We start from the raw sequence: 23,112 nt of genomic DNA on the forward strand, positions 1-23,112 counted from the left end.
CCTTACGGGGAGAGAGGACCGTTTTTTTATTTTCACGAGAAGGGACTGGAAGAAATGAAAGAGCGTTTGGAAGCACTGCGCGCCGAGGCGCTGCAGGAGCTGCAGGGCGTCGCCGGCCCGCAGCAGCTGAACGACCTGCGGGTCAAATATTTGGGCAAGAAGGGCGCGCTGACGGAGATTCTCCGCGGCATGGGAAGTCTGAGCGCCGAGGAACGCCCGGTCATCGGGCAGGTCGGCAACGACGTGCGCGCTGCGATCGAAGCGGTCATCGAGGCGAAGCAGGCCGCGTTCCAGCAGGCCGAGACGGAGAACCGCCTCCGCGCGGAGACGGTCGACGTCACGCTGCCGGGCCGCAAGCTCGGCGCGGGGGCGGTGCATCCGCTGAACAAGGTCGCCCAGGAAATCGAGGACGCGTTCATCGGCATGGGCTACACGATCGCGGAAGGCCCGGAGGTCGAGACCGACTTCTTCAACTTCGAGGCGCTGAACCTGCCGAAGAACCACCCGGCGCGCGACATGCAGGACTCCTTCTACGTGACGGACGAAATCCTGATGCGCACGCACACGTCGCCGGTGCAGGTACGCACGATGAAAGCGATGAACGGCAAGCCCGTCAAGGTCATTTGCCCGGGTAAGGTATACCGCCGCGACGACGACGACGCGACGCACTCGTTCCAGTTCAACCAGGTCGAAGGCCTGGTCATCGGGCCGAACATCCGCATGAGCGACCTGAAGGGGACGCTGCTGCAGTTCGTGCAGCTCATGTTCGGCAAGCAGACGCAGATCCGCCTGCGCCCGAGCTTCTTCCCGTTCACGGAACCGAGCGCGGAAGTGGACGTGACGTGCGTGCAGTGCGGCGGCCACGGCTGCCGGATGTGCAAGCATACGGGCTGGCTGGAGATTCTCGGCTGCGGCATGGTCCACCCGCGCGTCCTGGAGATGGGCGGCTACGACCCGCAGGAGATGAGCGGCTTCGCCTTCGGCATGGGCATCGAGCGGATCGCGCTGCTGAAGTACGGCATCGACGACATTCGTCATTTTTATACGAACGACCTGCGCTTCCTGAGCCAGTTTGTCCGAATGTGAGAAGGAGGCTACTACGATGAACGTATCTTATAAATGGTTGAGCCAATATATCGAGCTGGACGGTTATGACGGCGAGCGGCTGGCCGAGCTGATGACGAGCGGCGGCATCGAGATCGACGTCGTCGAATCCCGCAACAAAGGCGTGTCCGGCGTCGTCGTCGGCCGCGTCCTCACGAAGGAGAAGCACCCCGACGCCGACAAGCTGAACGTCACGACGGTCGACGTCGGCGGTCCGGAACCGCTGCAGATCGTCTGCGGCGCGAAGAACGTCGCGGCGGGCCAGCTCGTGCCGGTCGCGACGATCGGCGCGGTGCTGCCGGGCGATTTTGCCATTAAGAAAGCGAAGCTGCGCGGCGTGGAATCCCAAGGGATGATCTGCTCCGCGAAAGAGCTCGGCCTGAACGACAAGCTGCTGCCGAAGGAGCAGCAGGAAGGCATCCTCGTGCTGCCGGAAGGCACGGCGGTCGGCGCGTCCATCCTCGACGTGCTCGGCTTCGACGATCAAGTGCTGGAGCTCGACCTGACGCCGAACCGTTCGGACTGCCTCAGCATGCTGGGCGTCGCGTACGAGGTCGGCGCTCTGACCGGCCGCGCGGTGAAGCTGCCGGACAACCGCGTGAGCGATTCCGCGGAGCACGCGTCCGCGCGCGTCTCGGTCCGCATCGAAGCGAAGGAGCAGTGCGCGCATTACGCCGCCCGTTACATCAAGGGCGTCAGCATCGGCCCGTCGCCGCTCTGGATGCAGAACCGCCTCATGGCGGCGGGCATCCGTCCGATCAGCAACGTCGTCGACATCACGAACTACGTCATGCTGGAGTACGGACAGCCGCTGCACGCGTTCGATGCAGATAAAATTCCCGGCGGCCGCATTACGGTACGCCTCGCGCGGGAAGGCGAAACGATGGCGACGCTGGACGGCCAGGAGCGGAAGCTCGAGCCGCAAATGCTCGTCATCACGGACGGCGAGCGGCCGATCGCTCTCGCCGGCGTCATGGGCGGCGCGGATTCGGAAGTGTCGGCGTCGACGGTCGACATCCTGCTGGAATCCGCCCGTTTCGACGGCGGCACGGTCCGCAAGACGTCGCGCCAGCTCGGGCTCCGTTCGGAATCGAGCCTTCGCTTCGAGAAAGGCGTCGATCCGGCGCGCGTCCTGCCGGCGCTCGACCGGGCGGCCGCGCTGATGGCGCAGTACGCCGGCGGCCACGTGCTGGAAGGCGTCGTGGAAGAGATCGCAGCGCCTGCCGGGGAGACCGTCGTAACCGTCTCGATCGAGAAGATCAACCGCTACCTCGGCACGAGCCTGTCGAAGCTGGAGCTGGAGACGATCTTCAGCCGGCTGCAGTTCCCGTTCCAATTGTCCGCGGACGGCGTGTTCACGGTCGACGTGCCGAGCCGCCGCGGCGACATCACGCGTGACGTCGACCTGATCGAGGAAGCGGCCCGCCTGTTCGGCTACGACAATATTCCGACGACGGCCATCGAAGGCGCGGCGACGCCCGGCGCCCTGACGAAGCCGCAGGCGATCCGCCGCGAGCTGCGCAAGCGGCTGACCGACGCCGGCCTGCACGAGGTGATCAGCTATTCGTTCACCCACCCGGACAGGACGAAGCTGTTCCCGGCGCTGAGCGGCGAAGGCGTGCTCCCGGTTCGCTTGTCGCTGCCGATGAGCGAGGACCGCAGCGTGCTGCGCACGAGCCTGCTGCCGCAGCTGCTCGAGACGGCCGCGTACAACCGCAACCGCAAAAACGACGACGTCGCGATATTCGAAATCGGCAGCGTCTTCCATACGGACGAAGAAACGCTCACGCGCCTGCCGCAGGAGAAGCATCGCCTGGCCGTGCTGCTGACGGGCAGCCGCGTCCGCGCGGAATGGAACCGCAAGGCGGAGGCCTACGACTTCTATGATGCGAAGGGCATCCTCGAATCGCTGGCCGACGCGCTCGGCGTCGGCGGGGCGATCGGCTACGAAGCTGCGCAGCCGGCGCACATGCATCCGGGCCGGACGGCCGCCGTCGTCTTCCGCGGCGAGCGCGGTCCGATCACGATCGGCTACCTGGGCCAGCTGCATCCTTCCGTGCAGCTCGAGCAGGATCTCGAGGACACGTACGTGCTCGAGATCGAGCTTGCGCCGCTCTACGACCACGCGAAATTCGACATCGTCTATAAATCGCTGCCGCGCTACCCGGCGATGGAACGCGATATCGCCGTCGTGCTGGACCGCGGCGTGGAAGCCGGCAAGCTGACGCGGGTCGCGGCTGAAACGGCCGGCGAGCTCCTGGAGTCGATCCGCGTCTTCGACATCTACACGGGCGAGAAGCTCGGCGAGGACAAGAAGAGCGTCGCGCTGTCGCTGGTATATCGCCACGGCGAGCGTACGCTGACGGACGAAGAAGTGACGGAGCTGCACGGCAAGGTCGTAACAAAATTGGAACAATCTTTTGGGGCAGAATTGCGTAAATAGGCAGGAGATACCATGAGCCGCATCGAATTAGTTCCGGACGAACGCTAATTCGATGCGGCTTTGTTTTTTCTGGAGACGGGAGAATGCAGGCTTGTTTGCCACTTCTTTCTATATTTTGGAATAAAACGTGAAAAGCCGAATGGTTCTAGGCTGGATCGGCCGTATCGAAAGCGTTTGCGGAGGCCGGATTCCGGCATGCGGCGGCAAGCCGCCAAGGCGGAAGTCCGGTTCGACGGTAAATGGGCGGATGCCCTTCGAGAACGCGCAAAAAAATGTTCACCCGGAACAATAGGAGGCTACCCTCATGAACGCTGCCGATCGGACACGTGTGACGGTTGATATATACGGTAATCAATTCAAACTGACAGGCCACAACAATCCGGATTACATCAAACGGATCGCCGCTTTCGTGGATGACAACCTGCATAAGCTGGCGAAAGGCTATCCGCGCCTCGACCTGCCGAAGCTGGCGATGCTGGCTTCGGTGCAAATGGCGGAGGACGTATTCCGCCTGCGCGCCGAGAACGAGCGCATGCATGAGACGGAGGAGCGCCGCCGGGCGGCCGTGGCCGAGATGGAGCAGGCGAAGCGGCTGCTGGACGAGCTGCAGGCGCAGCTGGAGGCCGAGCGGTTGGACGCGGAAGCCGCGCTGGAAGCGGAGCGCGGCCGGGCAAGCGCCGAGCAGGAGCGGACGCGCGCCGAGCTGAAGGAGAAGCTCGAAGCCGCGCTGCGCGAAGCCGAGGCGAAGCATGCAAAGGCGGAAGCGGACGCGCGCGCCGAGCTGGAGCGGGTCCGCAAGGAGCTGGAGGAGCAGCAGCTGCAGGAGATGCTGGCGGCGCAGGACGAGCTCGAGCGCGCGCAGGAAGCGCATGCGGCTGCGCTCGCGGCCGCGCGGGAAGAGCAAGAGCGGCTGATCGCCGAGCATGCTGCGGGGCGCGAAGCGGCCGAGGCGGAATTCGCCCGCGTGCTCGAAGAACTGGAGCTGGAGCGCGAGCTCGAACGGGAGAGCGCGCACGAGGAATTGGAACGGCTGAGCGCGATGCTGCAGGGCCGGATGGAAGAGGCGCTTCGCGAGGCGGAAGCGAAGGCGGCCGGCGAGCGGGAGGCCGCCGCGGCGGAGCTCGCGCGCGTGCGCGAGGCGCTCGAAGCCGAGCTGGCGATCGCGCGCGGGGAACTGGAGCGCGAGCAAGGACGGCATGCCGACACCGTGCGCGAAGGGCAGGAGACGCTGACGCTTGCGCGGCTGGAGGCCGAGGAGACGCTGACCGCGGAGCTCGAAGCGGCGGCTGCCGAGCTGGCGCGGACGCGGGCGGAGCTCGAAGCGGAGCTGCAGGCGCTGCGCGAATCGCTCGAAGCCGAGCTGGCGCGGCAGCGGGAGGCGCTGGAGCAAGAGCGCGAAGGCCGGCTGCTGGAGTCGCTCGAAGCCGAAGAAGCGCTTGAACGGCTGAAGCAAGAGGCCGAGGCGCGCCTAGCCGCGGAGCGGGAAGCGGCGGCTGCCGAGCTGGCGGGCGTCCGCGAAGCCGGCAAGCGCGAGCTGGCACAGGCCCAAGCGGAAGCCGAGGCGGCGCTGGCGAGCGCGCGCGAAGCCGCGGAGTCGGAGCTGGCGCGGCTTCGCGAGACGCTGGAGGCCGAGCTGGCCGAAGCGCGCGAGACGCTGGAAGCGCGGCAAGCCGAGCACCGCGCGGAGCTGGAGCAGGAATGGGAGCGCCAGGATTTGGCGGCCCATGCGGCGCAGGAAGCGCTGCAGACGGTGGAAGCGCGGGCGGCCGGCGAGCTTGAGGCGGCCGCTGCGGAGCGCGCGCGCGAGCGCGAAGCCGCGGAAGCGGAGCTGGCTGGCCTGCGGGAAGCGGGCGAGGCCGAGCTGGCGCGGCTGCGCGGCGCGGACGAGGCGGAGCTGGCGGCGCAGCGCGAGGCGCTGGAAGCGCAGCTGGCCGGCGCGCGTCAAGCGGGCGAGGCCGAGCTGGCGCGGCTGCGCGGCGCGCATGAGGCGGAGCTGGCGGCGCAGCGCGAGGCGCTGGAAGCGCAGCTGGCCGGCGCGCGTCAAGCGGCAGAGGCCGAGCTGACGGCGCAGCGTGAGGCGCTGGAAGCGCAGCTGGCCGGCGCGCGTCAAGCGGCAGAGGCCGAGCTGGCGCGGCTGCGCGCGGAGCTGGACGCGCAGCTCGCGCAGGAGCGCGAGGACCGCGAGCTGGCGGAGCTGGAGGCGCTAGAGGCGCACGAGGCGGCGCTGGCCGAGGCGGAAGCGCGGACGGTGGCGGAACGCGAGGCGGCCGAGGCGGTGCTGCGCGAGGCGGAAGCGCGGGCGGCAGCGGAGCGCGAGGCGGCCGAGCGGGTGCTGGCCGAGGCGGAAGCGCGGGCGCAGGCGGAACGCGAGGAAGCCGAGCGGGTGCTGGCCGAGGCGGAAGCGCGGACGGTGGCGGAACGCGAGGCGGCCGAGCGGGTGCTGGCCGAGGCGGAAGCGCGGGCGGCAGCGGAGCGCGAGGCGGCTGAGCGGGCGCTGGCCGAGGCGCGCGCGGCGCATGAGGCCGAATTGGCGCGTGAGCGCGACAGCCGCGAGCTGGCGGAGCTCGAGGCGCTGGAGGCGCACGAGCAGGTGCTGCGCGAAGTGGAGGCGAAGGCAGCCTCCGAGCGCGAGGCGATCGCGGCGGAGCTGCGCGAAGCGGAAACGGCCGCGGCGGCGGAGCGCGAAGCGCGCGTGAAGGCGCTGGCCGAGGCGCAGGAAGCGGCGGCGGCCGAGCTGGAGCGGACGCGCGCGGCGCACGAAGCCGAGCTCGCACGCGAGCGCGAGGATCGCGAGCTGGCGGAGCTCGAGGCGCTGGAAGCGCACGAGCAGGCGCTGCGCGAAGCGGAAGCCCGCGCGGCGGCCGATCGCGATGCGCAGGCAGCGGCGCTCGCCGAGGCGCGCGACGCGTACGAGCAAATGCTGCTCGCCGCCGCGGCGCGCGCGGGCGGAGAGCGCAAGGCGCATGAGGACGCGCTTCAAGCGGCCGAGGCGCGGGCGGCGGCCGAACGCGAAGCGCGGGAAGCGGCGGAAGCCGCGGCCGCGGTAGAGCTGGAGCGCCTGCGGCAAGAGGCGGCGCGGGAAGCCGCGCAGCTGCGCGAGGCGCACGAGCTGCAGCTCGCGGAGCATCGCCGGGCGATGGAAGCGCAGCTCGCGCAGCAGCAAGCGGAAGCGCGGGCCGAGCTCGAACGCGAACGCGAAGCCGCGCTGCTCGAGTTGATCGAGGCGCAGGAGCAGTACGAGGAAGACGTGCGGCGCGAACGGGCGCTGCAGGAAGCGACGGCGGCCGCCGCAGCCGAGCAGCTCGCGGAGACGCGGGCCGGGCTGCTGGCGCAGCTGGAGCAGGCGCGCGCGGAAGCGGCGTCGGAAGCCGGGCGTCTGCGCGAAGCTGCCGCCGAGGAATCCGAGCGCCTGCGCGGGGAAGCGGAGCGCGAAGCCGACTTGGCGGCGGAAGCCGAGGCCGCGCTGCGCGAACAGCTGACCTTGCTGCGCGCGGCGCTCGAGGACGAGCGGGCAGCGGCCGAGGCGAAGCTGGCGCGGGAGCGTGAGACCGCGCAGGCGATGCTCGACGAGGCGCTGGAGGAAGGCACGGCCGAGGCCGCCGCGCTCGCGGCCGAGCACCGGGTGCTGCTGGAAGCCGTGCATGCGGAAGCGGCCGCGCGCGAGCAGGCGCTGCGCGCCGAGCTCGAGGCGCGCGGCGAAGAGCGGCTTCGCCTCGCGGAGCAGCTGGACGGTGCGCGCGCCGAGCTGGAGCGGCTGCGCAAGGAGCTGGCGGACGCGCAGGAGAGCGGCGAGCTGCTGCTGACGGAAGCGGCCGAGCAGGAAGAAACGCAGCGGAAGACGATCGAACGGCTGCAGCAGGAGCTGCGCGAGCGGGAGCACGCCGCCGAGCAGCTGTCGCGGCAGGCCGAGCAGCTGGCGCGCAGCGAGCAGCGCCGCGCGGCGGCGCTCGAAGAGCAGGAGCGGCGGGTCGGCGAGCTGGAAGCGGAACTGCGGGAAGCGCGGACGAGCGCGGACGACTACCGGCAGCTGCAGCTGGAGCTGCTGGAAGAACGCAACGGCATCCGGACGGAGCTCGAGGCATTGCGCGGGCGGAACGCCGAGCTGGCGGAGCGGCTGGAGGCCGCCGAAGAACGCGCGGCCGAGCTCATGGGCGAGGCGCGGCAGTATATGGCGGAGATCGAACGGGTGGCCGACGAAGCGGCCGCCGAACTGGAGCGCCGTACCCGGGCGGCGGAATCGGAGCTCGAGCTGGCCAGGCGCGAAGCCGCGGCGCACGCGGAGTCGGAAGCCGGACTGCTCGAACAGCTGAGGCTCGTCGAGGAGCGGGCGCTCCGGATGCAGGAGCGCCCGGAGCATGACGGGCGGCTCGCGGAGCTGGAAGCGGCGCTCAACGAAGCGGTGCAGGACAAGGAGTCGCTCCTCGGCGATCACGAGCAGCTGAAGGTGGAGCACGGCAAGCTGACGACCGAATACCGGAAGCTGCAGACCGAGTTCAACGACTGGATCGAGCTCATCGAGAACAGTTAAACCAAGGCTCAGCATAAGAAAAGGACAGCATCCGAGTTCGGCTGGTTACGATACCGGCCGAGCTTTCGCGGACGCTGTCCTTTTTTGTCGAGATGGCCATGTTCGAACGCGATACGCCGCGGCGAGACGAAGCGCGCTTGCCGTCGATTGGGGTTGGCTTCGTCCCGCCGCGACGTCAGCAGGCGACGATCCCGCCCGTCTGCCCGTGATTCGGGAGCGAGGCGAGTCGCACCAGCTCCGGCGCGACCAGCTGCGGATCCCGTCCCGTCGCGTGCATCTCCGAGCGGATCGTCCCGGGATTGAAGGCGTTCACGAGAATGCCGTAGCTCTGCTCTTCGTCGGCCGTCGTCCGCGTGAGCGATTCCAGACCGGCCTTGGAGGCGCTGTAGGCGGCGTATCCGCCCGCGCCGTTGTCCGCGAGGCCGGACGTCACGTTGACGATGCGTCCGTACCGGCTGCTGCGCATGATCGGCAGCACCTCGCGCGTCATCAGGAACGGCCCGGTCAAATTGGTCGCGAGCTGCCGGTTCCATTCTTCCAAATCCATCTCCAGCACGCTTCCGGGCTCGAACGTTGCGGCGTTGTTCAGAAGCACGTCGACCGTGCCGAGCTGGGCGTAGACCCAGCCGACGGCATGCCGGACGTCCTGTTCCGACGCGACGTCCGCTTGGATGACGATGGCTCTGCCGGTGCCGCCGGCGGCCCGGATCGCCGCGGCCGTCTCTTCGAGCTTGGCGAGCCGCCGGCCAATGAGCGCGACGTGCGCGCCTTCCGCGGCGAAGGCAAGAGCGGCCGCCCGGCCGAGACCGGTGCCCGCTCCCGTGATGATCGCGACCCGTCCTTGCAGTTTGCCTGTTGCCATAAGGTCCACCCCTTCGGTTCTTCTGTCTGCGGACATCGTACCAAACGACGGCGGCACGAGGAATAGGCGCGGTATCAGACTTTCTTATGAGGGACAGGCGGTTTAGGCCATATTTGAGCGGTTCCGGCTCGGAAACGCCGCTTCATCAGCGTTATTGATGAACGTTATCAGAAATCGCTATAGCTCCGCGGGCAAAAAAAACCCGGCTCCGGGCATGAACTGCATGCCGGACCGGGCTGACGGCCGCTTATTGCACGACGATTTTGGCGACCATCTTGGCATGGCCGGGGCCGCAAGGAATGTCGCATTGGAACTCGTACGTGCCGGCGTCGTTGATCGTGACGACCTTCGGCTTGCCGGAATCGAGCTTGACGTCGAGGTCGGGAATTTCTACCCCGTGCACGCCGTCTTCGGACACGAGCGTCAACTCGGTCGGTTCGCCCTTCTTGATTGTATATTCGGGCTGGTCGAATTCGTAGCGCTTCGCCTTGATCGTGACTTTCGCGGATGCGGACGCGGCCGTACCGGTCTCCTCGACGCTGCCGCTGCCGCCGGCGTTCGAGCCGGTGTCGGACTTCGACCCGCAGGCGGCCAGAACGAATATCGCGGCGGCGAGCATGACGGCCATGAGCAGTACTTTTTTCACGAAACGTGACTCCCCTTCCCTAATCTGGAATGCTGCCATTCCAGTATAGCGCGAACGGGACGAAATTACTGTGACGAACTGTTGAATCCGGTTTTATGCGCGGCCCTTGTCCCGTCCCGCTTCATACGGAGTCGCGACCGGGATGAACAGGTCGATGATGCCGATGACGAGCGCGGCCAGAATGGCGCCCAGCCACGTCACCGACACGCCGCCGACGATGAACTGGGCCACCCAGATGACGACCGCGCTCATAATGAAGCCGACGATGCCCCGGCCGAACGGCGTGACCCGTTTGCCGAAAATGCCTTCCACGATCCAGCCCAGCGCCGCGATGACGAGCGCGAGCAGCAGGGCGCTCCAGAATCCGCCGACGCTGAATTGTGGAACAATGTAACCGACGATCATCAAGACGATCGCGGAGACGATAAACCGAACGACATGACCAAGAAAATGCATATCGATATCAACCTCCTGAAAAGTATAGTGGCCAAGCTCCGGCCGGGGCTCGCCCCCCGCTTTCGTTCGAGCGGCAAACGGCGGCCGGTTTACCAAGAAGCATGACACTTCCCGTGTACATGTAGTGTTACCTTAATGATCGGGACCATGCATGGAATTGCCCGGTCGTAGCATACGGTGACCGCTTCGGCTATAATAGGAAACGAGAGGAGTTGTGCTCGCTTGGACAGCAAAATCTTACACACGCTCGATTACGCGAAAATTGTATATACATTAAGCCAGCATGCGGCGACGGCGCTCGGCAAAGCCGAGGTCGAAGCGCTTCATCCGAGCCCGGTGCTGGACGACGTGAAGCACGCACTCCAGGTTACGGACGAAGCGTACAAGGCGGACCGCCTGAAGGGAAGCGCGCCGTTCGGCGGCGTCGCGGACATCAGGCCGTCGCTCATGCGCTCGAAGATCGGCGGCACGCTGAATCCGGCGGAGCTGCTCGAGATCGCCGAGACGGTGCGGGGCGGACGCCGCGTGAAGCGGCATGTGCTGCAGCTGCACGACGACGATCCCATCCCGATGCTGGCCGCCATGGCAGAGCAGCTGACGGAGCATAAGCCGCTCGAGGACGCGATCTTCCAATGCATCGACGACCAGGCGGAGGTGATGGACAGCGCGAGCGTCGAGCTTGCGGGCATCCGCCGGGAGCTCCGTTCCGGCGAATCGCGCGTCCGAGAGAAGCTCGAGAGCCTGATCCGCTCGTCCTCCGTGCAGAAGATGCTGCAAGACGCCATCATCACTATCCGGAACGACCGGTACGTCATTCCGGTCAAGCAGGAATACCGTTCCAACTTCGGCGGCATCATTCACGACCAGTCGGGCTCGGGCGCGACGCTCTTCATCGAGCCGGAAGCGGTCGTCGTGATGAACAACCGGCTGCGCGAACTGCGCCTCGCGGAGGAGCGGGAAATCGAGAAAATTCTGCAAAAGCTGACCGGGCTGACCGCGGAATACGCTGACGACCTGACGATCGACCTGGACCTGCTCGGCAAGCTGGATTTCGCGTTCGCGAAAGCGCGCCTCGCCCATGTGATGGGTGCTTCGATGCCGCGCATGAACGACCGCGGCTACTTGAAGCTGCGCCGCGGACGCCATCCGCTCATTCCGCGCGAGCAGGTCGTGCCGATCGACGTGGAGCTCGGCAACCAGTACACGGCCATTATCGTCACGGGGCCGAATACCGGCGGCAAGACGGTCTCGCTGAAGACGATCGGCCTGCTCAGCCTGATGGCGATGTCCGGGCTGTTCGTGCCGGCCGAGGAAGGCAGCCAGCTGTGCGTCTTCGATGCGCTCTACGCCGACATCGGCGACGAGCAGAGCATCGAGCAGAACCTCAGTACGTTCTCCAGCCATATGACCAACATCATTCGCATCCTGAACACGATCACGCCGAAGAGCCTCGTGCTGCTAGACGAGCTCGGAGCGGGCACGGACCCCGCCGAAGGGTCGGCGCTCGCCATCGCGATACTGGAGCATATGCACAAGCTCGGCTGCCGGATCGTGGCGACGACGCACTACAGCGAGCTGAAGGCCTACGCCTACGACCGCAAGGGCATCATCAATGCGAGCATGGAATTCGACATCGCGACGCTGAGCCCAACGTACCGGCTGCTGGTCGGCGTGCCCGGCCGAAGCAACGCCTTCGCGATCGCGGAGCGGCTCGGCCTGCAGCGCGGCATCATCGAGCATGCTCGTGGCGAAGTAAGCGAGGAAGACGTCCGCGTCGAGACGATGATCGCGTCGCTCGAGGAGAACCGGATCGGCGCCGAGCACGAGCGCCAAACCGCCGAAGCGCTGCGCAAGCAGCTCGAGGAGCAGCGGGCCCGTCACGAGGCGGAGCTGCGGCACTTCGAGGAGCAGCGCGAGAAGCTGCTCGCGAAGGCGCAGGAGGAAGCGCGCGCCGTCTTGGTTCGCGCCAAGCGCGAGGCGGAAGAGATCATCGCGGATCTCCGCAAGCTGGCTCAGGAGGAAGGCGCGGCGGTCAAGGACCACAAGCTGACGGAAGCCAGACGCCGCCTCGACGAGGCGACGCCTGAGGCGCGCAAAGCGGCGGGCAAGCCGAACACCGCCAAGCCGCAGAAGATCGAGAGCGGCGACGAGGTCATGGTGTACAGCCTCGGCCAGCGCGGCCATGTCGTGGAGCTGAGCGGCTCCGAAGCGACGGTGCAGCTCGGGATCTTGAAGATGAAGGTGGCGCTGAGCGACCTCGAGCTCGTGAAGGGCGCCGAGAAGTCGAAGACGCAGCAGCCGAAGCTGGCGGCCAGCCTGAAGCGGACCCGTGACGAGAACGTCCGCTCCGAGCTCGACCTGCGCGGCTCCAACCTCGAGGAAGCGATACTGGAGGTGGACCGGTTCCTGGACGAATCGTTCCTGGCCGGCTTCGGGCAAGTTTACATCATCCACGGCCACGGCACGGGCGTGCTGCGCAGCGGCATCAGCGATTTCCTGCGGCGCCACAAGCACGTGAAGAGCTACCGTCTGGGCAAGTACGGCGAAGGCGGCGCGGGCGTCACCGTCGCCGAATTGAAGTAAGGAGATGGGGGCTTCGCGATGGATCAGGAAGTCGACAAGCTGCTGAGCAACACCTTCGCGGCATCGCTGGCGTACGTATCGGTGGCGGTGCTCGCGCTGTTAATCTTCTTATATATCTTCGAGCTGGTCACCCGTTATCAATGCTGGCAGGAAATCAAGAAGGGCAATCTGGCCGTCGCGATGGCGACCGGGGGCAAAATCTTCGGCATCTGCAACCTGTTCCGCTTCTCCATCGAGGCGAACGAGACCGTGTACCAAAGCATGGTTTGGGCGCTGTACGGCTATGCCCTGCTGCTCGCGGCTTATTTCCTGTTCGAGTTTCTGACGCCGGTGTTCCGGATCGACGACGAGATCGCGCGCGACAACCGCGCGGTCGGGTTCATCGCCATGATCATCTCGATCTCGCTGTCGTACGTCATCGGCGCCACGATCGCGTGACGGCGAGCGCTATGCTGCAATGAACGGGGAGGCTGAACGGTCGGCATGAAATATCTATGGGGCACGCTGTTTGCGCTTGCCGCGTTATTCATCGTTATCGGCGTACTATATTTGATGAACTAAGCTTGTCAATCGAATGAGAGCGGGGGGACGCTTCATGAGCAACCAACACAATCACAACCATGACCACGACGGACCGGTCGTCTGCCCGTGGTGCCAGACGGAGATCGTCTGGGACGAGGAAATCGGACCCGAGCGCTATTGTCCGCACTGCGAGAACGAGCTGTCCGGCTATCGGACGCTGCAGCTGGATTTGGACGACGCCGGCGAAGAGGGCCCGGATGAGGAAGAGGAAGTGGAAGACGATGGACAAGCTTGGCGCGGAGACGGCGCCGATCAGGACCTGACCGATTTCCGCGAATACAACCGCGAGCGTCTCGCCCTGGACGGCACGATGGAGCGGATGCTGGAAGACCAGCTGGAAGCGCCGGAATGCCCGAACTGCCGCGAGCTGATGCTTGAAGCGGGCACGCATATCGTGACGGGGGACGCGTTCAAGGCCAGAATCCCGGCCGCGCTCGGCGCGCCGGTCGTGGCAACGCCGTTCGCGCTCGCGATGTACGTATGCCCGTCGTGCTTCCATACGGAAAACCGGCTGTCGGTGCAGGATCAAGAGCGTCTCGTCTTCCTGCTGACGGAGGCATCCGACGAAGGCGGCGAGCAGTCGTAAGCGGCGATCCGGCCTTTGGCAAGTTTAGGGAAACGGCACGCGCGGGGCATGGCACCTTTGGCTTGGGGGTATCTTACGCCTAGTTAGCTGCAGCGATGCAGCAAGCAGGAGGGATGCTGCTTGGAGCAAGGAAAACATAGCGTGCAGTCGCGCTGGTTCGCGGGCAAGCGCGAAAGCGGCCTACGGACCGTATCGAACGACGGCGGAGGCAAGCGGAATGACGCGAGCCGCGCGCTGGACGGCCAGGGCGTGCTGCTCTTGGCCGTGCAAGCGCTGCTTGGCACGGCGAACGCGCTGTCGGGGACGTTCCTGCCGATCTACTTGTGGAAGACGAGTCAATCCTTCGCCCTCATCGGGTGGTTCAACCTGACGCAGTTTCTCGTCAGCGGCCTGACGTTTTGGCTAGCGGGGAAATGGGTCAAAGAGCACAACAAAATGAACAGTCTCCGGCTCGGCGTCGCGCTGTCGGGCTTGTTTTATTTTGTCGTGCTGCTGCTGGGGAAGTCCGCGGTGACATACGCGGTGCCGCTCGGCGCCATGATCGGCCTCGGCAACGGCTTCTTCTGGCTCGCGTTCAACGTCGTCTACTTCGAAGTGACGGAGCCTGGCAACCGCGACCGGTTCAACGGCTGGGCGGGTCTGCTCGGTTCGGGGGCGGGCATCGTGGCGCCCTGGATCTCGGGGTGGCTCATTACGATCAACCAAGGGGAACGCGGGTATCATATTATTTTCACGGTGTCCGCGATCGTCTTCGCCGTGGGCGTCGTGCTCAGCTTCTGGCTGAAGAAGCGGAAGTCTTCCGGCACGTACGAATGGCTGCACGGCATTCGCCAGCTTCGCGAACGGGGCAATGCGTGGCGGTTCGCCTTCCCGGCGATCGTCTGCCAGGGCGTGCGCGAGGGCGTCTACATGTTCTTCATCGGCCTGCTGGTCTTCCTGGCGACGAAGAACGAAGGCAAACTCGGCAACTTCTCGCTCATCACATCGCTCGTGGCGCTCGTCAGCTTCTGGGCGATCGGGCGGATGCTCAAGCCGGAACGCCGGCGCGCCGCCATGCTGATCGGGGCGCTCGCGGTGACGGCGACCATCGCGACGCTGTTCTGGCCGCTGTCGTACCGGACGCTGCTGATCTTCGGCATCGGCACCGCGCTGTTCATGCCGCTCTATATTTTGCCGATGACCTCGACGGTGTTCGATCTGATCGGAAGCTCGGAAGCCAGCGCGCGGCAGCGCGAGGAGTTCGTCATTCTGCGCGAGGCCGGCCTGACCGTAGGCCGGATCATCGGGGTCACCGCGTATTTGCTCGTCCTGCCGTACATCGACCGGTCCGATTACGTCGTACCGGGGCTCATGCTGGCGGTCGGGGCTTTTCCGATCTTGGGCTGGTGGCTGATGCGCGGGCTGCTCGGGAAGGTCATCGCGGGGAGAAACGACGCCTCCTCATGAGGTGTTCGTGAGGATGGATTTCAAGGAGGGGAATACGATGCCTCGGATCGTAAACGACGTGACGGAGCTGATCGGGGAAACGCCCGTCGTGGCCTTGCGGCGGATGAGGGAACAAGGCGCCGCGGAGGTGCTCGTGAAGCTGGAACGCTTCAATCCGAGCGGCAGCGTGAAGGACCGCGCGGCGTTCGCGCTCATCGCGGCCGCCGAACGGCAGGGAATATTGAAGCCCGGGGCGACCATCATCGAGCCGACGAGCGGCAACACCGGCATCGGGCTTGCGATGAACGCGGCGGCGAAGGGCTACAAGCTCATTCTGGTCATGCCCGACAACATGACGAAGGAGCGGATCGGCCTGCTGAAGGCGTACGGCGCCGATGTCGTGCTGACGCCGGCGGCGGAGCGGATGCCGGGCGCGATCAAGCGGGCGCTGGAGCTGCAGGCGGAACGGCCGGGCAGCTACATCCCGAACCAATTCGAGAACGCGGCGAATCCCGACATTCACCGGGTCACGACGGCGCAGGAGATTCTCCGCCAGACGGGCGGCCGGCTGGACGTCTTCGTCGCGACCGCCGGCACTGGCGGCACCATCACGGGCACGGGCGAGACGCTCAAGGCGGCCCTGCCGGGCTTATACGTCGCGGTCGTGGAGCCGCAGGGCTCGCCCGTCTTGTCCGGCGGCAAGCCGGGGCCGCATAAGCTGGTCGGCACGAGCCCAGGCTTCGTCCCGCGCATCTTGAATACGTCCGTGTACGACGAGATCGTGCAGGTCGCCGACGACGACGCGGTCGGGACGATGCGCCGGCTCGCCCGGGAAGAAGGACTGCTGCTCGGGCCGTCGTCCGGCGCGGCCGTCTGGGCCGCCCTCGCGCAGGCGCGCCGAATCGGACCGGACGGCCGCGTGCTGTGCATCGCGCCGGACAGCGGCGAGCGGTATTTGAGCATGGGGTTGTTTTAACCCCCGTGCCGTACGGCCGATAGGCGCCGGCTGCTGACGCTCCGTGCCGCTCGCCCTCGTTCAATTCTTCCATGTGTTCAACGCCTCGTATATGATGGCCCTGCGCTCTTCGATGTAGCTGCGAAACAATTCCGGCTCCTCCTCGAACGAGCGGAAGGGCCATTTTCGCGTGAAATCGTCTCGGATGGCGGGCGTGAGTTGCTCGTACATTCGCTCGATCACCGGTTCGATGGCGCTCTGCGTGAATTTCGTTTCGAGCAGCTTCCTTAATAGTTTCCGATAGGCGATGCGGCAAGCTTTGTACGACAGCACCTTGCGCGTCAGCGCGTTGTAGCCCTTCACGTCCACGAGGTCGCTGCCGCACAGCCGGCCGTAGCAGTTCCGTCCCCAGGTCCCCTCGTAATCCCACGGAATGATCCGGTATTTCCCCGTCGAAGCATGTTCGTAGAGCGCGTAGTTCTGGTCGAAGCCGTCGTAATTCCCCGTCAGCACGGCGCCGGCGAGCCATTTCAAATAGACGGTCACGTCCAGCCGCTTGGCCAGGAACGTCTTCAGCGACCGCCGCGGAAGCCGGTTGATGCCGCGCACGAAGCGGGCGAGCCGCTTCTCCGTCCGCGCGACGTTCCCGTGCATGACGCGGTAGCCGTCGAGCAGCGATGCCTTGACGGCGTCCGAGTCGGGGTCGAGCAGGCTGAAGTTGGCTTTGTCGTTGACCGCGTACACGAGCGCGCGGGAGCCCAGCTTCCGCTTGCGGAAGAACGTCCGGTCCACCGATTCGATCTCCAGGTAGACGCCGTGCGGATAGCCGTTCCACTCCAGCCACATATGCTGCGTGCGCGGTGCCGGCAGTCCCATCATATTGAAGAAATGAAACGACAGCGCGTTGCGGATCATGGACGGATCGTCGAACTCGGCGTTCCAGTGCAGGATGCCGCTCGCGCCGTAATGGATCTCGTAGGATTTCTTCGGATAGCTCCGCGTGTGGCCTCCCCGAAAACGCAGCTGCGCATCCATCGTCACGCCGTCCATCTCCAGCTTCACCGGCGCGAATTCATTGCTCCAGACATCCGCCTGAAGACGCCGCAAGTCGGCTTCGTCAATCGTGATTTTGCGAGTAGGCAGCCCTTCCCCGGACATTCGACCATCTCCTTAGGCAAAAGATAAAGCCTATCGCATTCGATAGGCTTCAGCTTATTTACACTATGCGGGCGAACGTCTATCGGTCACTCCTTATTTGCCGCCCCGGCTGCGGCCGTCGCCGCGGGAGTTACCCGCGGGAGCCTTGGGAACGGCGCTTGCTTTCGCCGCGCGTACCTTCGCCTTGCGTTCCCTCGCCGCGCGTGCCCTTGGAACCGCGCTTACCTTCGCCTTGCGTACCCTCGCCGCGCGTGCCCTTGGAACCGCGCTTACCTTCACCTTGCGTACCCTCGCCGCGCGTGCCTTCGCCGCGCGTGCCTTCGCCGCGCGTACCCTCGCCGCGCGTGCCTTCGCCGCGCGTGCCCTTGGAGCCGCGCTTACCTTCACCTTGCGTACCTTCGCCTTGCGTACCTTCGCCGCGGGTGCCTTTCGAACCTTGCTTGTCTTTCGAATCTTGCTTGTCTTTCGAACCTTGCTTGTCTTTCGAACCTTGCTTGTCTTTCGTGCCTTGGTTGCCTTGGTTGCCGTTTCGACCGCTCTTGCTGGCACGCTTCTTTTGCACTGCCATGCTGCGCCATCTCCTTTTCATAGAGTTAATACAGGCTATGTTGCGAATCTATCAATCGCTCCGGGTTATCGACCAAACTTGGAAGAAATAGATATCAATCTAGTACCCTATGGATACAGGATACATATATATGCATTATAAATTGTCTCCCATGATAGATTTCACAGGGGCAAGCAATGGAGGGATGAATGCCGAAGCGAGTAAAATGAACCGTTATTTCGTAAGCAGGTATCGGATCGTGTTTGCACCCTTTGGTCTCTCATGGGGCAGGTTAGAATCTATTTATGCGGAGGGATTTTGGTATGAATTACTGGGGTAACATGGGTTTCATGGGTCACATGGGCAACATGGTTAACGAAGCGATCAGCTACAAACCGTACGGCATGCTCGGCAACCAAGGCATGGGTATGGGCATGGGCAACAACTGCTGCGGCCACAAGGATCACAAGAGCCAACGCAGCGGCGGCAACTTCTTATCCAACCAAGTCGGCATGAATGTCCGCATCAACCGCGGCGGTCCGGAATCGCTCCAAGGCAAGCTGCTCGGCGTGCAATCCGGCTACCTCGTACTGAAAGCCTCGGGCGGCCTCGTCTACGTCAACACTACCCACGTGAAGAGCGTGACGGATCTTCCGGGCGGCACCAAAGGCTCCCACGGCTCCCGCGGCGGCTCGCGCCCATACATCATGGCCGGCAGCTTCGTCGGCGTCCTGCGTGCGCTGAGACAGAAATTCGTCCAAATCAACTGGGGCGGCCCGGAAAAAATCGAAGGCTTCATTTCCGATGTCGGCAACAACGCCCTGCTGCTCGTCGTCGGTCCGGAGCTGGTGCAAGTTCCGCTGCAGCACATCAAAACGGTTAAAACGGCCGGCATCTATGCAAGCCGCGGCAGCCAAGGAAGCAAAGGAAGCAGCGGCGACAACAAAAACAAATCCGACAATAACAACAAATCCGACAAAAATAGCAGCAACAAATCCGGCAAGACCAACGCCACGTCCGGCGAAGCCAACAACCGCAGCAGCCGCAGCGGCAGCACGAGCAAGAAAAGCGGCAAAACGTCGAGCCTCCGCTCCGGTTCTTTGCGCCGCAGTAAGTAAGACGGACGGCAGCCGCGAAGCGTCCCGCCCGCGCCTTGCGCGAAGCGGCGGCGCGCGCGGCTTCCGCTTCCGGCGCGCCCGGGCCGGGTTCGTAAACGGATCCGGCCCCGGGGTGCCGGCTGACTGGATTTGCGCGACCGGCGCGGCCCTCATCGGCGGGCCGCACGGCCGCGAACCGCTTCATAGCGGGAGACCGAAAGGCGAAGACTCCCTGGCATATCCTCTTGTTTGCGTTCGGTATCTATGTGATTGCGCAACTTCGGCGGGCTGCCGGCGATCATGTCAAACCTTCATGAACAGCGTATATGTTATCGACGGCCGGGACGGCCGCTGACCGCCTCCTTCTTTTCTCCTGCCATGCAGCTGGCCAGTCTGCTCAGTCTTGCGATGCTGAACGCAAATAACCGGATGAAAGGAGGTCGATTTCGTTGAAACATCGTCACCCTTTGTTGGACCGTTACGTCGAACTGGATATTTCCGGAAAGTCGATTACGATACAAGGCAAGCTGATCGATATGGGCCAAGACATACTCGTTATTCATAACGGCACGCAGTTCCTTTACATTCCGCTCATCCACGTGCAGCAGCTCCGCATGTCCAAAGCCGCCGATACACAAGAAATCGAAGTACCGGACCTGCCCTTCGAGGCGCAGAACGATCTCATTTCCTACCGCAAGGTGCTCATGAACGCGAAGGGCATGTTTTCCGAGATTTACATTACGGGCAACCAGTCCATTCACGGCTACTTGACGAGCGTCATGAATGATTTCTTCGTATTTTACTCGCCCGTGTATCATTCGGTGATCGTGTCGCTCCAGCACCTGAAATACTTGATCCCGTACAACCCGAACGTCACGCCCTACACGCTCACGCCCGAACAGTTCCCGCTGAAGCCGTCGCCGATCACGCTCGCCCGCACGTTCGACCAGCAGCTGCGCAAGCTGATCGGGGAATTCGTCATCCTGGATCTCGGCGAGAATCCGAACAAAATCGGCGTGCTTAAAAGCATCGACCAAAACATCATCGAGCTGTCGACCGCGGGCGGCAATTCTGTCTATCTGCACTTCGACCACGTGAAGACGGTCCATCTCCCGTAAGACCGCAAGGCATCGTTTTCTTCCCTCCGGGGAAGAAGCGTTACATAGGATCGCGCGGCGCCGGACATACTACCTGAGGATTAAAATCCATGGAAAAAGGAGGGATTGCCTCAATGAAGGCGCTCACGTCCAAAGAGCTGGAATATATGGTGGATTCCCTGTCGAACGAAGATTTGCTCATCAAGCAAAACGCGGTCATGATGGCTTCCGCCGGCAGTGCCGCACTGAAACAGGCGAGCATGCAAATGATTCAGACGCATCAGCAGCATACCCAAATGCTGCTCCAGTCGATCGGACAGCACCAGCAGCTCGCCCCTACGCAGCCGCAGTCGCACTGACGGCCAGCCCTACTAACAATCGGGAGGATGCACGATATGCACCAACAACAAGGACAAGCCCATCCAATGCTGTCCGACGAGGATTTGGCGTATACGGTCTTGGCGGACCTCAAGCGGGTGTGCGGCGAATACGCGACGGCGACGACCGAGTCGAGCTGCCCGCAGGTGCGCCAGCTGTTCACGAACCTGCTGAACAGCACACTGCAAATGCAGGGTCACCTGTACCAGATCATGGAGCAGAACAATATGTACAGCGTCGCGTCGCCGGCGCTTCGTCAGGAAGTCGACAAGCAGCTGAACCAGAACCAGCAGACGGCGCAGCAGACGCAGCAGTTTCTGCAGCGGCACGGATACGGCCAGAACGGCATGGGCTTCCAGCAGCACATGCATCAGCCGCAGAACATGCAGTACCAGCAGCAGCAGCAAGGTCAGCCTTACATGTAGCCGGCCGCCCAAAAGACCCTTCGGGGTCTTTTTTCATGCCGCGGCCGCCCGCCGCCGAAAGCCCGGAAAGAGGCGAGCCCGCGCCCTTTTCCGCTTTGCAGGAAGCTTGGATTCGTTGTAATATAGTTTTTATAGCTAAGATCAGGAGGGTTTGACGATGAATGAACGGAAGAGGCAGATACTTGAACTGCTGAAGGAAGACGCAAGGCGCTCCGCGGACCTGATCGCGACGATGATCGACGCGTCCGTGGACGAAGTGAAGGCGGCCATTGCGGAAATGGAGCAGGATCATATCATCGTCAAATACGCGACCGTCGTCAACTGGAGCAAGGTGGAAGACGAGAAGGTGACGGCGCTCATCGAGGTTCAGATCACGCCGGAACGCGGCCGCGGCTTCGAGGGCATCGCGGAACGGATTTATTTATATCCCGAGGTGAAATCGGTTTATTTGATGTCGGGGGCGTACGACCTGCTCGTCGAGGTGCAAGGCAAGACGCTGAAGGACGTGGCGTCCTTCGTCTCCAACAAGCTGTCCCCGATCGACGCCGTGCTGTCGACCAAAACGTTCTTCATTCTCAAAAAATACAAGCAGGACGGCATCATATTCGAAGAGCATGAGGACGATCACCGTCTTCTCGTCTCGCCGTGAGGGGTGAAGGCCGGATGATTATCGACGAGAAACGGCAGAGCAAGCCCCGGCGAGCTTCGATGGAGGACTATTTGTCTCCGCAGGTGAGAGCGATCAAGCCTTCGGGCATCCGGCGGTTTTTCGATTTGGCGGCCGGACGCAAGGATATCATCACGCTCGGCGTCGGCGAGCCCGACTTCGTGACGCCTTGGCACGTGCGGGAAGCGTGCGTGTACGCGCTGGAGATGGGCAAGACGCAGTATACGTCCAACGCCGGCACGCCGGAGCTGCGCGAGGAGATCGCGCATTACCTGCAACGGCAGTACGAGGTTGCGTACGATCCGGGCAATGAAGTGCTCGTGACGGTCGGGGGCAGCGAGGCGATCGATCTGGCGCTGCGGACGCTGATCGCCCCGGGCGACGAGATTCTCGTGCCGGAGCCCTGCTACATCTCGTATTCGCCGATCACGGCGCTGAGCGGCGGCGTGCCGGTCGGCGTCGAGACGTTCGCGAAGGACCAGTTCAAGCTGACGGCGGAGTCGCTGCGCGCGGCGATCACGCCGAAGTCCAAGGTGCTCATCCTGTGCTACCCGAGCAATCCGACCGGCGGCATCATGACGCGCGAGGACTGGCTGCCGATCGCCAAGGTCGTCGAAGAGCATGACCTGATCGTCATCTCCGACGAGATCTACGCGGAGCTGACGTACGGCACGAAGCACGTCAGCTTCGCCGCGATGCCCGGCATGCGCGACCGGACGATTCTGGTCAGCGGCTTCTCCAAGGCGTTCGCGATGACCGGCTGGCGGATCGGGTATGCTTGCGGCCATCCGGAGCTCATCGCCGCGATGCTGAAGATTCATCAGTATACGGTTATGTGCGCGTCGAACATGGCGCAGGTGGCGGCACTCGAAGCGCTCCGAGGCGGCATGGAAGAGAAGGACCGGATGGTGGAGTCGTACAATCAACGCCGGCGGATCGTCGTGAAGGGCTTCCGCGAGATCGGCCTGGACTGCCACGAGCCGCAGGGCGCCTTCTACGCGTTCCCGTCCATCGCGGGACTCGGCATGACATCGGAGGAATTCGCGACGGGGCTGCTCCAGGACCAGAAGGTCGCGGCCGTCCCCGGCGACGTGTTCGGACTAGGCGGCGAGGGCCATCTGCGCTGCTCATACGCGACGTCCGTCAGCCTCATTACGGAGGCGATCGAGCGCATCGGCACGTACGTCCGCAAGCTGAAGGGCGAATAATAGGAATCTTCTTGATTTCCAGACTTTGTTATACTTGCGTAATCTTTATCGAATCTTTAACCCGCGCTGAGCACAAGCGTCGTGACATGGCATTGATTGATGACAGGAGGGATGGCAGTGACTTGTGCGAGAACGGGTCTTAAGCTGAAGTCCTTAACGTCTATGCGTCGGTTGGAAGACGAAATCTATGCGCTGCGCGTGAAGATGGAACAGTCTTACGCGGAAGAAGCGACGTTCAGCTCGGAGAAGGTCATCGGCCTCAGCCGGCTGCTGGATAACAAGATTAACGAGTATATGCGGTTTCGCAGAGGTTTGGGCGCAGCGCCGTTAAGCTGACCCGGACTCGCGACATCTGTTCCGGGAAG

20 protein-coding genes are annotated in these 23,112 nt (G+C 64.0%); 15 read left to right on the top strand and 5 right to left on the bottom strand.

Annotated elements, in window-relative coordinates; all coding sequences use genetic code 11:
- Window positions 1-54: 54 nt before the first annotated feature.
- The 3 genes from pheS to ACFPB1_RS15855 all read left to right on the top strand — a co-directional run bounded on the left by pheS (window position 55) and on the right by ACFPB1_RS15855 (window position 8,075).
- A complete protein-coding gene (pheS, locus tag ACFPB1_RS15845) occupies window positions 55-1,086 on the top strand; it encodes a phenylalanine--tRNA ligase subunit alpha (RefSeq protein WP_379226976.1) in 1,032 nt (343 codons plus the stop codon).
- Between the two features lie 16 nt (window positions 1,087-1,102).
- A complete protein-coding gene (gene pheT / locus ACFPB1_RS15850) occupies window positions 1,103-3,547 on the top strand; it encodes a phenylalanine--tRNA ligase subunit beta (protein ID WP_379226978.1) in 2,445 nt (814 codons plus the stop codon).
- 304 nt (window positions 3,548-3,851) lie between these two features.
- Window positions 3,852-8,075, top strand: a complete 4,224-nt coding sequence (locus ACFPB1_RS15855) for a hypothetical protein (protein WP_379226981.1) — start codon at window positions 3,852-3,854, stop codon at window positions 8,073-8,075.
- Between the two features lie 175 nt (window positions 8,076-8,250).
- Here the strand turns inward: ACFPB1_RS15855 and ACFPB1_RS15860 are convergent, their stop codons facing one another.
- From ACFPB1_RS15860 to ACFPB1_RS15870, 3 genes are all read right to left on the bottom strand, one after another.
- Window positions 8,251-8,937 carry an SDR family NAD(P)-dependent oxidoreductase gene (locus tag ACFPB1_RS15860; RefSeq protein WP_379226983.1) on the bottom strand — a complete coding sequence of 229 codons (687 nt, stop codon included), beginning with the start codon at window positions 8,935-8,937 and terminating at the stop codon, window positions 8,251-8,253.
- A gap of 247 nt (window positions 8,938-9,184) precedes the next feature.
- The gene (locus ACFPB1_RS15865; protein ID WP_379226985.1) at window positions 9,185-9,583 is read right to left on the bottom strand and encodes a cupredoxin domain-containing protein; all 399 of its coding nucleotides are present in this window, start codon (window positions 9,581-9,583) and stop codon (window positions 9,185-9,187) included.
- Between the two features lie 93 nt (window positions 9,584-9,676).
- Window positions 9,677-10,039: a phage holin family protein gene (locus ACFPB1_RS15870; RefSeq protein ID WP_379226987.1), complete on the bottom strand. Its 363-nt coding sequence runs from the start codon at window positions 10,037-10,039 to the stop codon at window positions 9,677-9,679.
- 222 nt (window positions 10,040-10,261) lie between these two features.
- On the opposite strand from ACFPB1_RS15870, the gene ACFPB1_RS15875 reads away from it, so the two are divergent.
- From ACFPB1_RS15875 to cysK, 5 genes are all read left to right on the top strand, one after another.
- The gene (locus ACFPB1_RS15875; protein ID WP_379226989.1) at window positions 10,262-12,622 is read left to right on the top strand and encodes an endonuclease MutS2; all 2,361 of its coding nucleotides are present in this window, start codon (window positions 10,262-10,264) and stop codon (window positions 12,620-12,622) included.
- A gap of 18 nt (window positions 12,623-12,640) precedes the next feature.
- Entirely contained in the window at window positions 12,641-13,060 is a 420-nt protein-coding gene (locus ACFPB1_RS15880) for a DUF350 domain-containing protein (RefSeq protein ID WP_379226991.1), read from the top strand.
- A gap of 157 nt (window positions 13,061-13,217) precedes the next feature.
- Window positions 13,218-13,790 (top strand): hypothetical protein, encoded by a 573-nt coding sequence (locus ACFPB1_RS15885; RefSeq protein WP_379226993.1) that lies wholly within the window; start codon window positions 13,218-13,220, stop codon window positions 13,788-13,790.
- 120 nt (window positions 13,791-13,910) lie between these two features.
- Window positions 13,911-15,236, top strand: a complete 1,326-nt coding sequence (locus tag ACFPB1_RS15890) for an MFS transporter (RefSeq protein WP_379226995.1) — start codon at window positions 13,911-13,913, stop codon at window positions 15,234-15,236.
- 37 nt (window positions 15,237-15,273) lie between these two features.
- Window positions 15,274-16,191, top strand: coding sequence for a cysteine synthase A (gene cysK, locus ACFPB1_RS15895; RefSeq protein ID WP_379226997.1), 918 nt, complete (start codon window positions 15,274-15,276; stop codon window positions 16,189-16,191).
- Window positions 16,192-16,251: 60 nt separating this feature from the next.
- Here cysK and ACFPB1_RS15900 read toward each other — a convergent pair whose 3' ends face one another.
- Window positions 16,252-17,328, bottom strand: a complete 1,077-nt coding sequence (locus tag ACFPB1_RS15900) for a CotH kinase family protein (RefSeq protein ID WP_379226999.1) — start codon at window positions 17,326-17,328, stop codon at window positions 16,252-16,254.
- A gap of 130 nt (window positions 17,329-17,458) precedes the next feature.
- Window positions 17,459-17,896 carry a hypothetical protein gene (locus ACFPB1_RS15905; protein WP_379227001.1) on the bottom strand — a complete coding sequence of 146 codons (438 nt, stop codon included), beginning with the start codon at window positions 17,894-17,896 and terminating at the stop codon, window positions 17,459-17,461.
- A 302-nt stretch (window positions 17,897-18,198) separates the two neighbouring features.
- Between ACFPB1_RS15905 and ACFPB1_RS15910 the strand changes: the two genes are divergently transcribed.
- The 7 genes from ACFPB1_RS15910 (at window position 18,199) to ACFPB1_RS15940 (ending at window position 23,083) form a co-directional block, all read left to right on the top strand.
- Window positions 18,199-18,993: a hypothetical protein gene (locus ACFPB1_RS15910; RefSeq protein WP_379227003.1), complete on the top strand. Its 795-nt coding sequence runs from the start codon at window positions 18,199-18,201 to the stop codon at window positions 18,991-18,993.
- Window positions 18,994-19,421: 428 nt separating this feature from the next.
- Window positions 19,422-20,090: a DUF2642 domain-containing protein gene (locus ACFPB1_RS15915; RefSeq protein WP_379227005.1), complete on the top strand. Its 669-nt coding sequence runs from the start codon at window positions 19,422-19,424 to the stop codon at window positions 20,088-20,090.
- Between the two features lie 113 nt (window positions 20,091-20,203).
- Window positions 20,204-20,428: a hypothetical protein gene (locus ACFPB1_RS15920; RefSeq protein ID WP_379227007.1), complete on the top strand. Its 225-nt coding sequence runs from the start codon at window positions 20,204-20,206 to the stop codon at window positions 20,426-20,428.
- 36 nt (window positions 20,429-20,464) lie between these two features.
- Window positions 20,465-20,872 carry a spore coat protein gene (locus tag ACFPB1_RS15925; RefSeq protein WP_379227009.1) on the top strand — a complete coding sequence of 136 codons (408 nt, stop codon included), beginning with the start codon at window positions 20,465-20,467 and terminating at the stop codon, window positions 20,870-20,872.
- 157 nt (window positions 20,873-21,029) lie between these two features.
- Complete coding sequence (locus ACFPB1_RS15930; RefSeq protein ID WP_379227011.1) at window positions 21,030-21,521, top strand: Lrp/AsnC family transcriptional regulator; 492 nt, start codon at window positions 21,030-21,032, stop codon at window positions 21,519-21,521.
- Window positions 21,522-21,535: 14 nt separating this feature from the next.
- Window positions 21,536-22,747 (top strand): aminotransferase class I/II-fold pyridoxal phosphate-dependent enzyme, encoded by a 1,212-nt coding sequence (locus tag ACFPB1_RS15935; protein WP_379227013.1) that lies wholly within the window; start codon window positions 21,536-21,538, stop codon window positions 22,745-22,747.
- Window positions 22,748-22,909: 162 nt separating this feature from the next.
- Complete coding sequence (locus ACFPB1_RS15940) at window positions 22,910-23,083, top strand: aspartyl-phosphate phosphatase Spo0E family protein (RefSeq protein WP_379227015.1); 174 nt, start codon at window positions 22,910-22,912, stop codon at window positions 23,081-23,083.
- The last annotated feature ends 29 nt before the right edge of the window (window positions 23,084-23,112 follow it).

Source organism: Paenibacillus sp. GCM10023250, from assembly GCF_042653205.1.
Classification (GTDB): domain Bacteria; phylum Bacillota; class Bacilli; order Paenibacillales; family Paenibacillaceae; genus Paenibacillus_Z.

What these genes read in the sequence shown, in the direction of transcription:
- pheS (WP_379226976.1), top strand. Translation starts at nt 55, where the DNA reads ATGAAAGAGCGTTTGGAAGCACTGCGCGCCGAGGCGCTGCAGGAGCTG.
- cysK (WP_379226997.1), top strand. Translation starts at nt 15,274, where the DNA reads ATGCCTCGGATCGTAAACGACGTGACGGAGCTGATCGGGGAAACGCCC.
- ACFPB1_RS15900 (WP_379226999.1), bottom strand. Translation starts at nt 17,328, where the DNA reads ATGTCCGGGGAAGGGCTGCCTACTCGCAAAATCACGATTGACGAAGCC.
- ACFPB1_RS15885 (WP_379226993.1), top strand. Translation starts at nt 13,218, where the DNA reads ATGAGCAACCAACACAATCACAACCATGACCACGACGGACCGGTCGTC.
- ACFPB1_RS15905 (WP_379227001.1), bottom strand. Translation starts at nt 17,896, where the DNA reads ATGGCAGTGCAAAAGAAGCGTGCCAGCAAGAGCGGTCGAAACGGCAAC.
- ACFPB1_RS15935 (WP_379227013.1), top strand. Translation starts at nt 21,536, where the DNA reads ATGATTATCGACGAGAAACGGCAGAGCAAGCCCCGGCGAGCTTCGATG.
- ACFPB1_RS15940 (WP_379227015.1), top strand. Translation starts at nt 22,910, where the DNA reads ATGCGTCGGTTGGAAGACGAAATCTATGCGCTGCGCGTGAAGATGGAA.
- ACFPB1_RS15910 (WP_379227003.1), top strand. Translation starts at nt 18,199, where the DNA reads ATGAATTACTGGGGTAACATGGGTTTCATGGGTCACATGGGCAACATG.
- ACFPB1_RS15860 (WP_379226983.1), bottom strand. Translation starts at nt 8,937, where the DNA reads ATGGCAACAGGCAAACTGCAAGGACGGGTCGCGATCATCACGGGAGCG.
- ACFPB1_RS15925 (WP_379227009.1), top strand. Translation starts at nt 20,465, where the DNA reads ATGCACCAACAACAAGGACAAGCCCATCCAATGCTGTCCGACGAGGAT.
- ACFPB1_RS15855 (WP_379226981.1), top strand. Translation starts at nt 3,852, where the DNA reads ATGAACGCTGCCGATCGGACACGTGTGACGGTTGATATATACGGTAAT.
- ACFPB1_RS15880 (WP_379226991.1), top strand. Translation starts at nt 12,641, where the DNA reads ATGGATCAGGAAGTCGACAAGCTGCTGAGCAACACCTTCGCGGCATCG.
- ACFPB1_RS15870 (WP_379226987.1), bottom strand. Translation starts at nt 10,039, where the DNA reads ATGCATTTTCTTGGTCATGTCGTTCGGTTTATCGTCTCCGCGATCGTC.
- ACFPB1_RS15930 (WP_379227011.1), top strand. Translation starts at nt 21,030, where the DNA reads ATGAATGAACGGAAGAGGCAGATACTTGAACTGCTGAAGGAAGACGCA.
- pheT (WP_379226978.1), top strand. Translation starts at nt 1,103, where the DNA reads ATGAACGTATCTTATAAATGGTTGAGCCAATATATCGAGCTGGACGGT.
- ACFPB1_RS15920 (WP_379227007.1), top strand. Translation starts at nt 20,204, where the DNA reads ATGAAGGCGCTCACGTCCAAAGAGCTGGAATATATGGTGGATTCCCTG.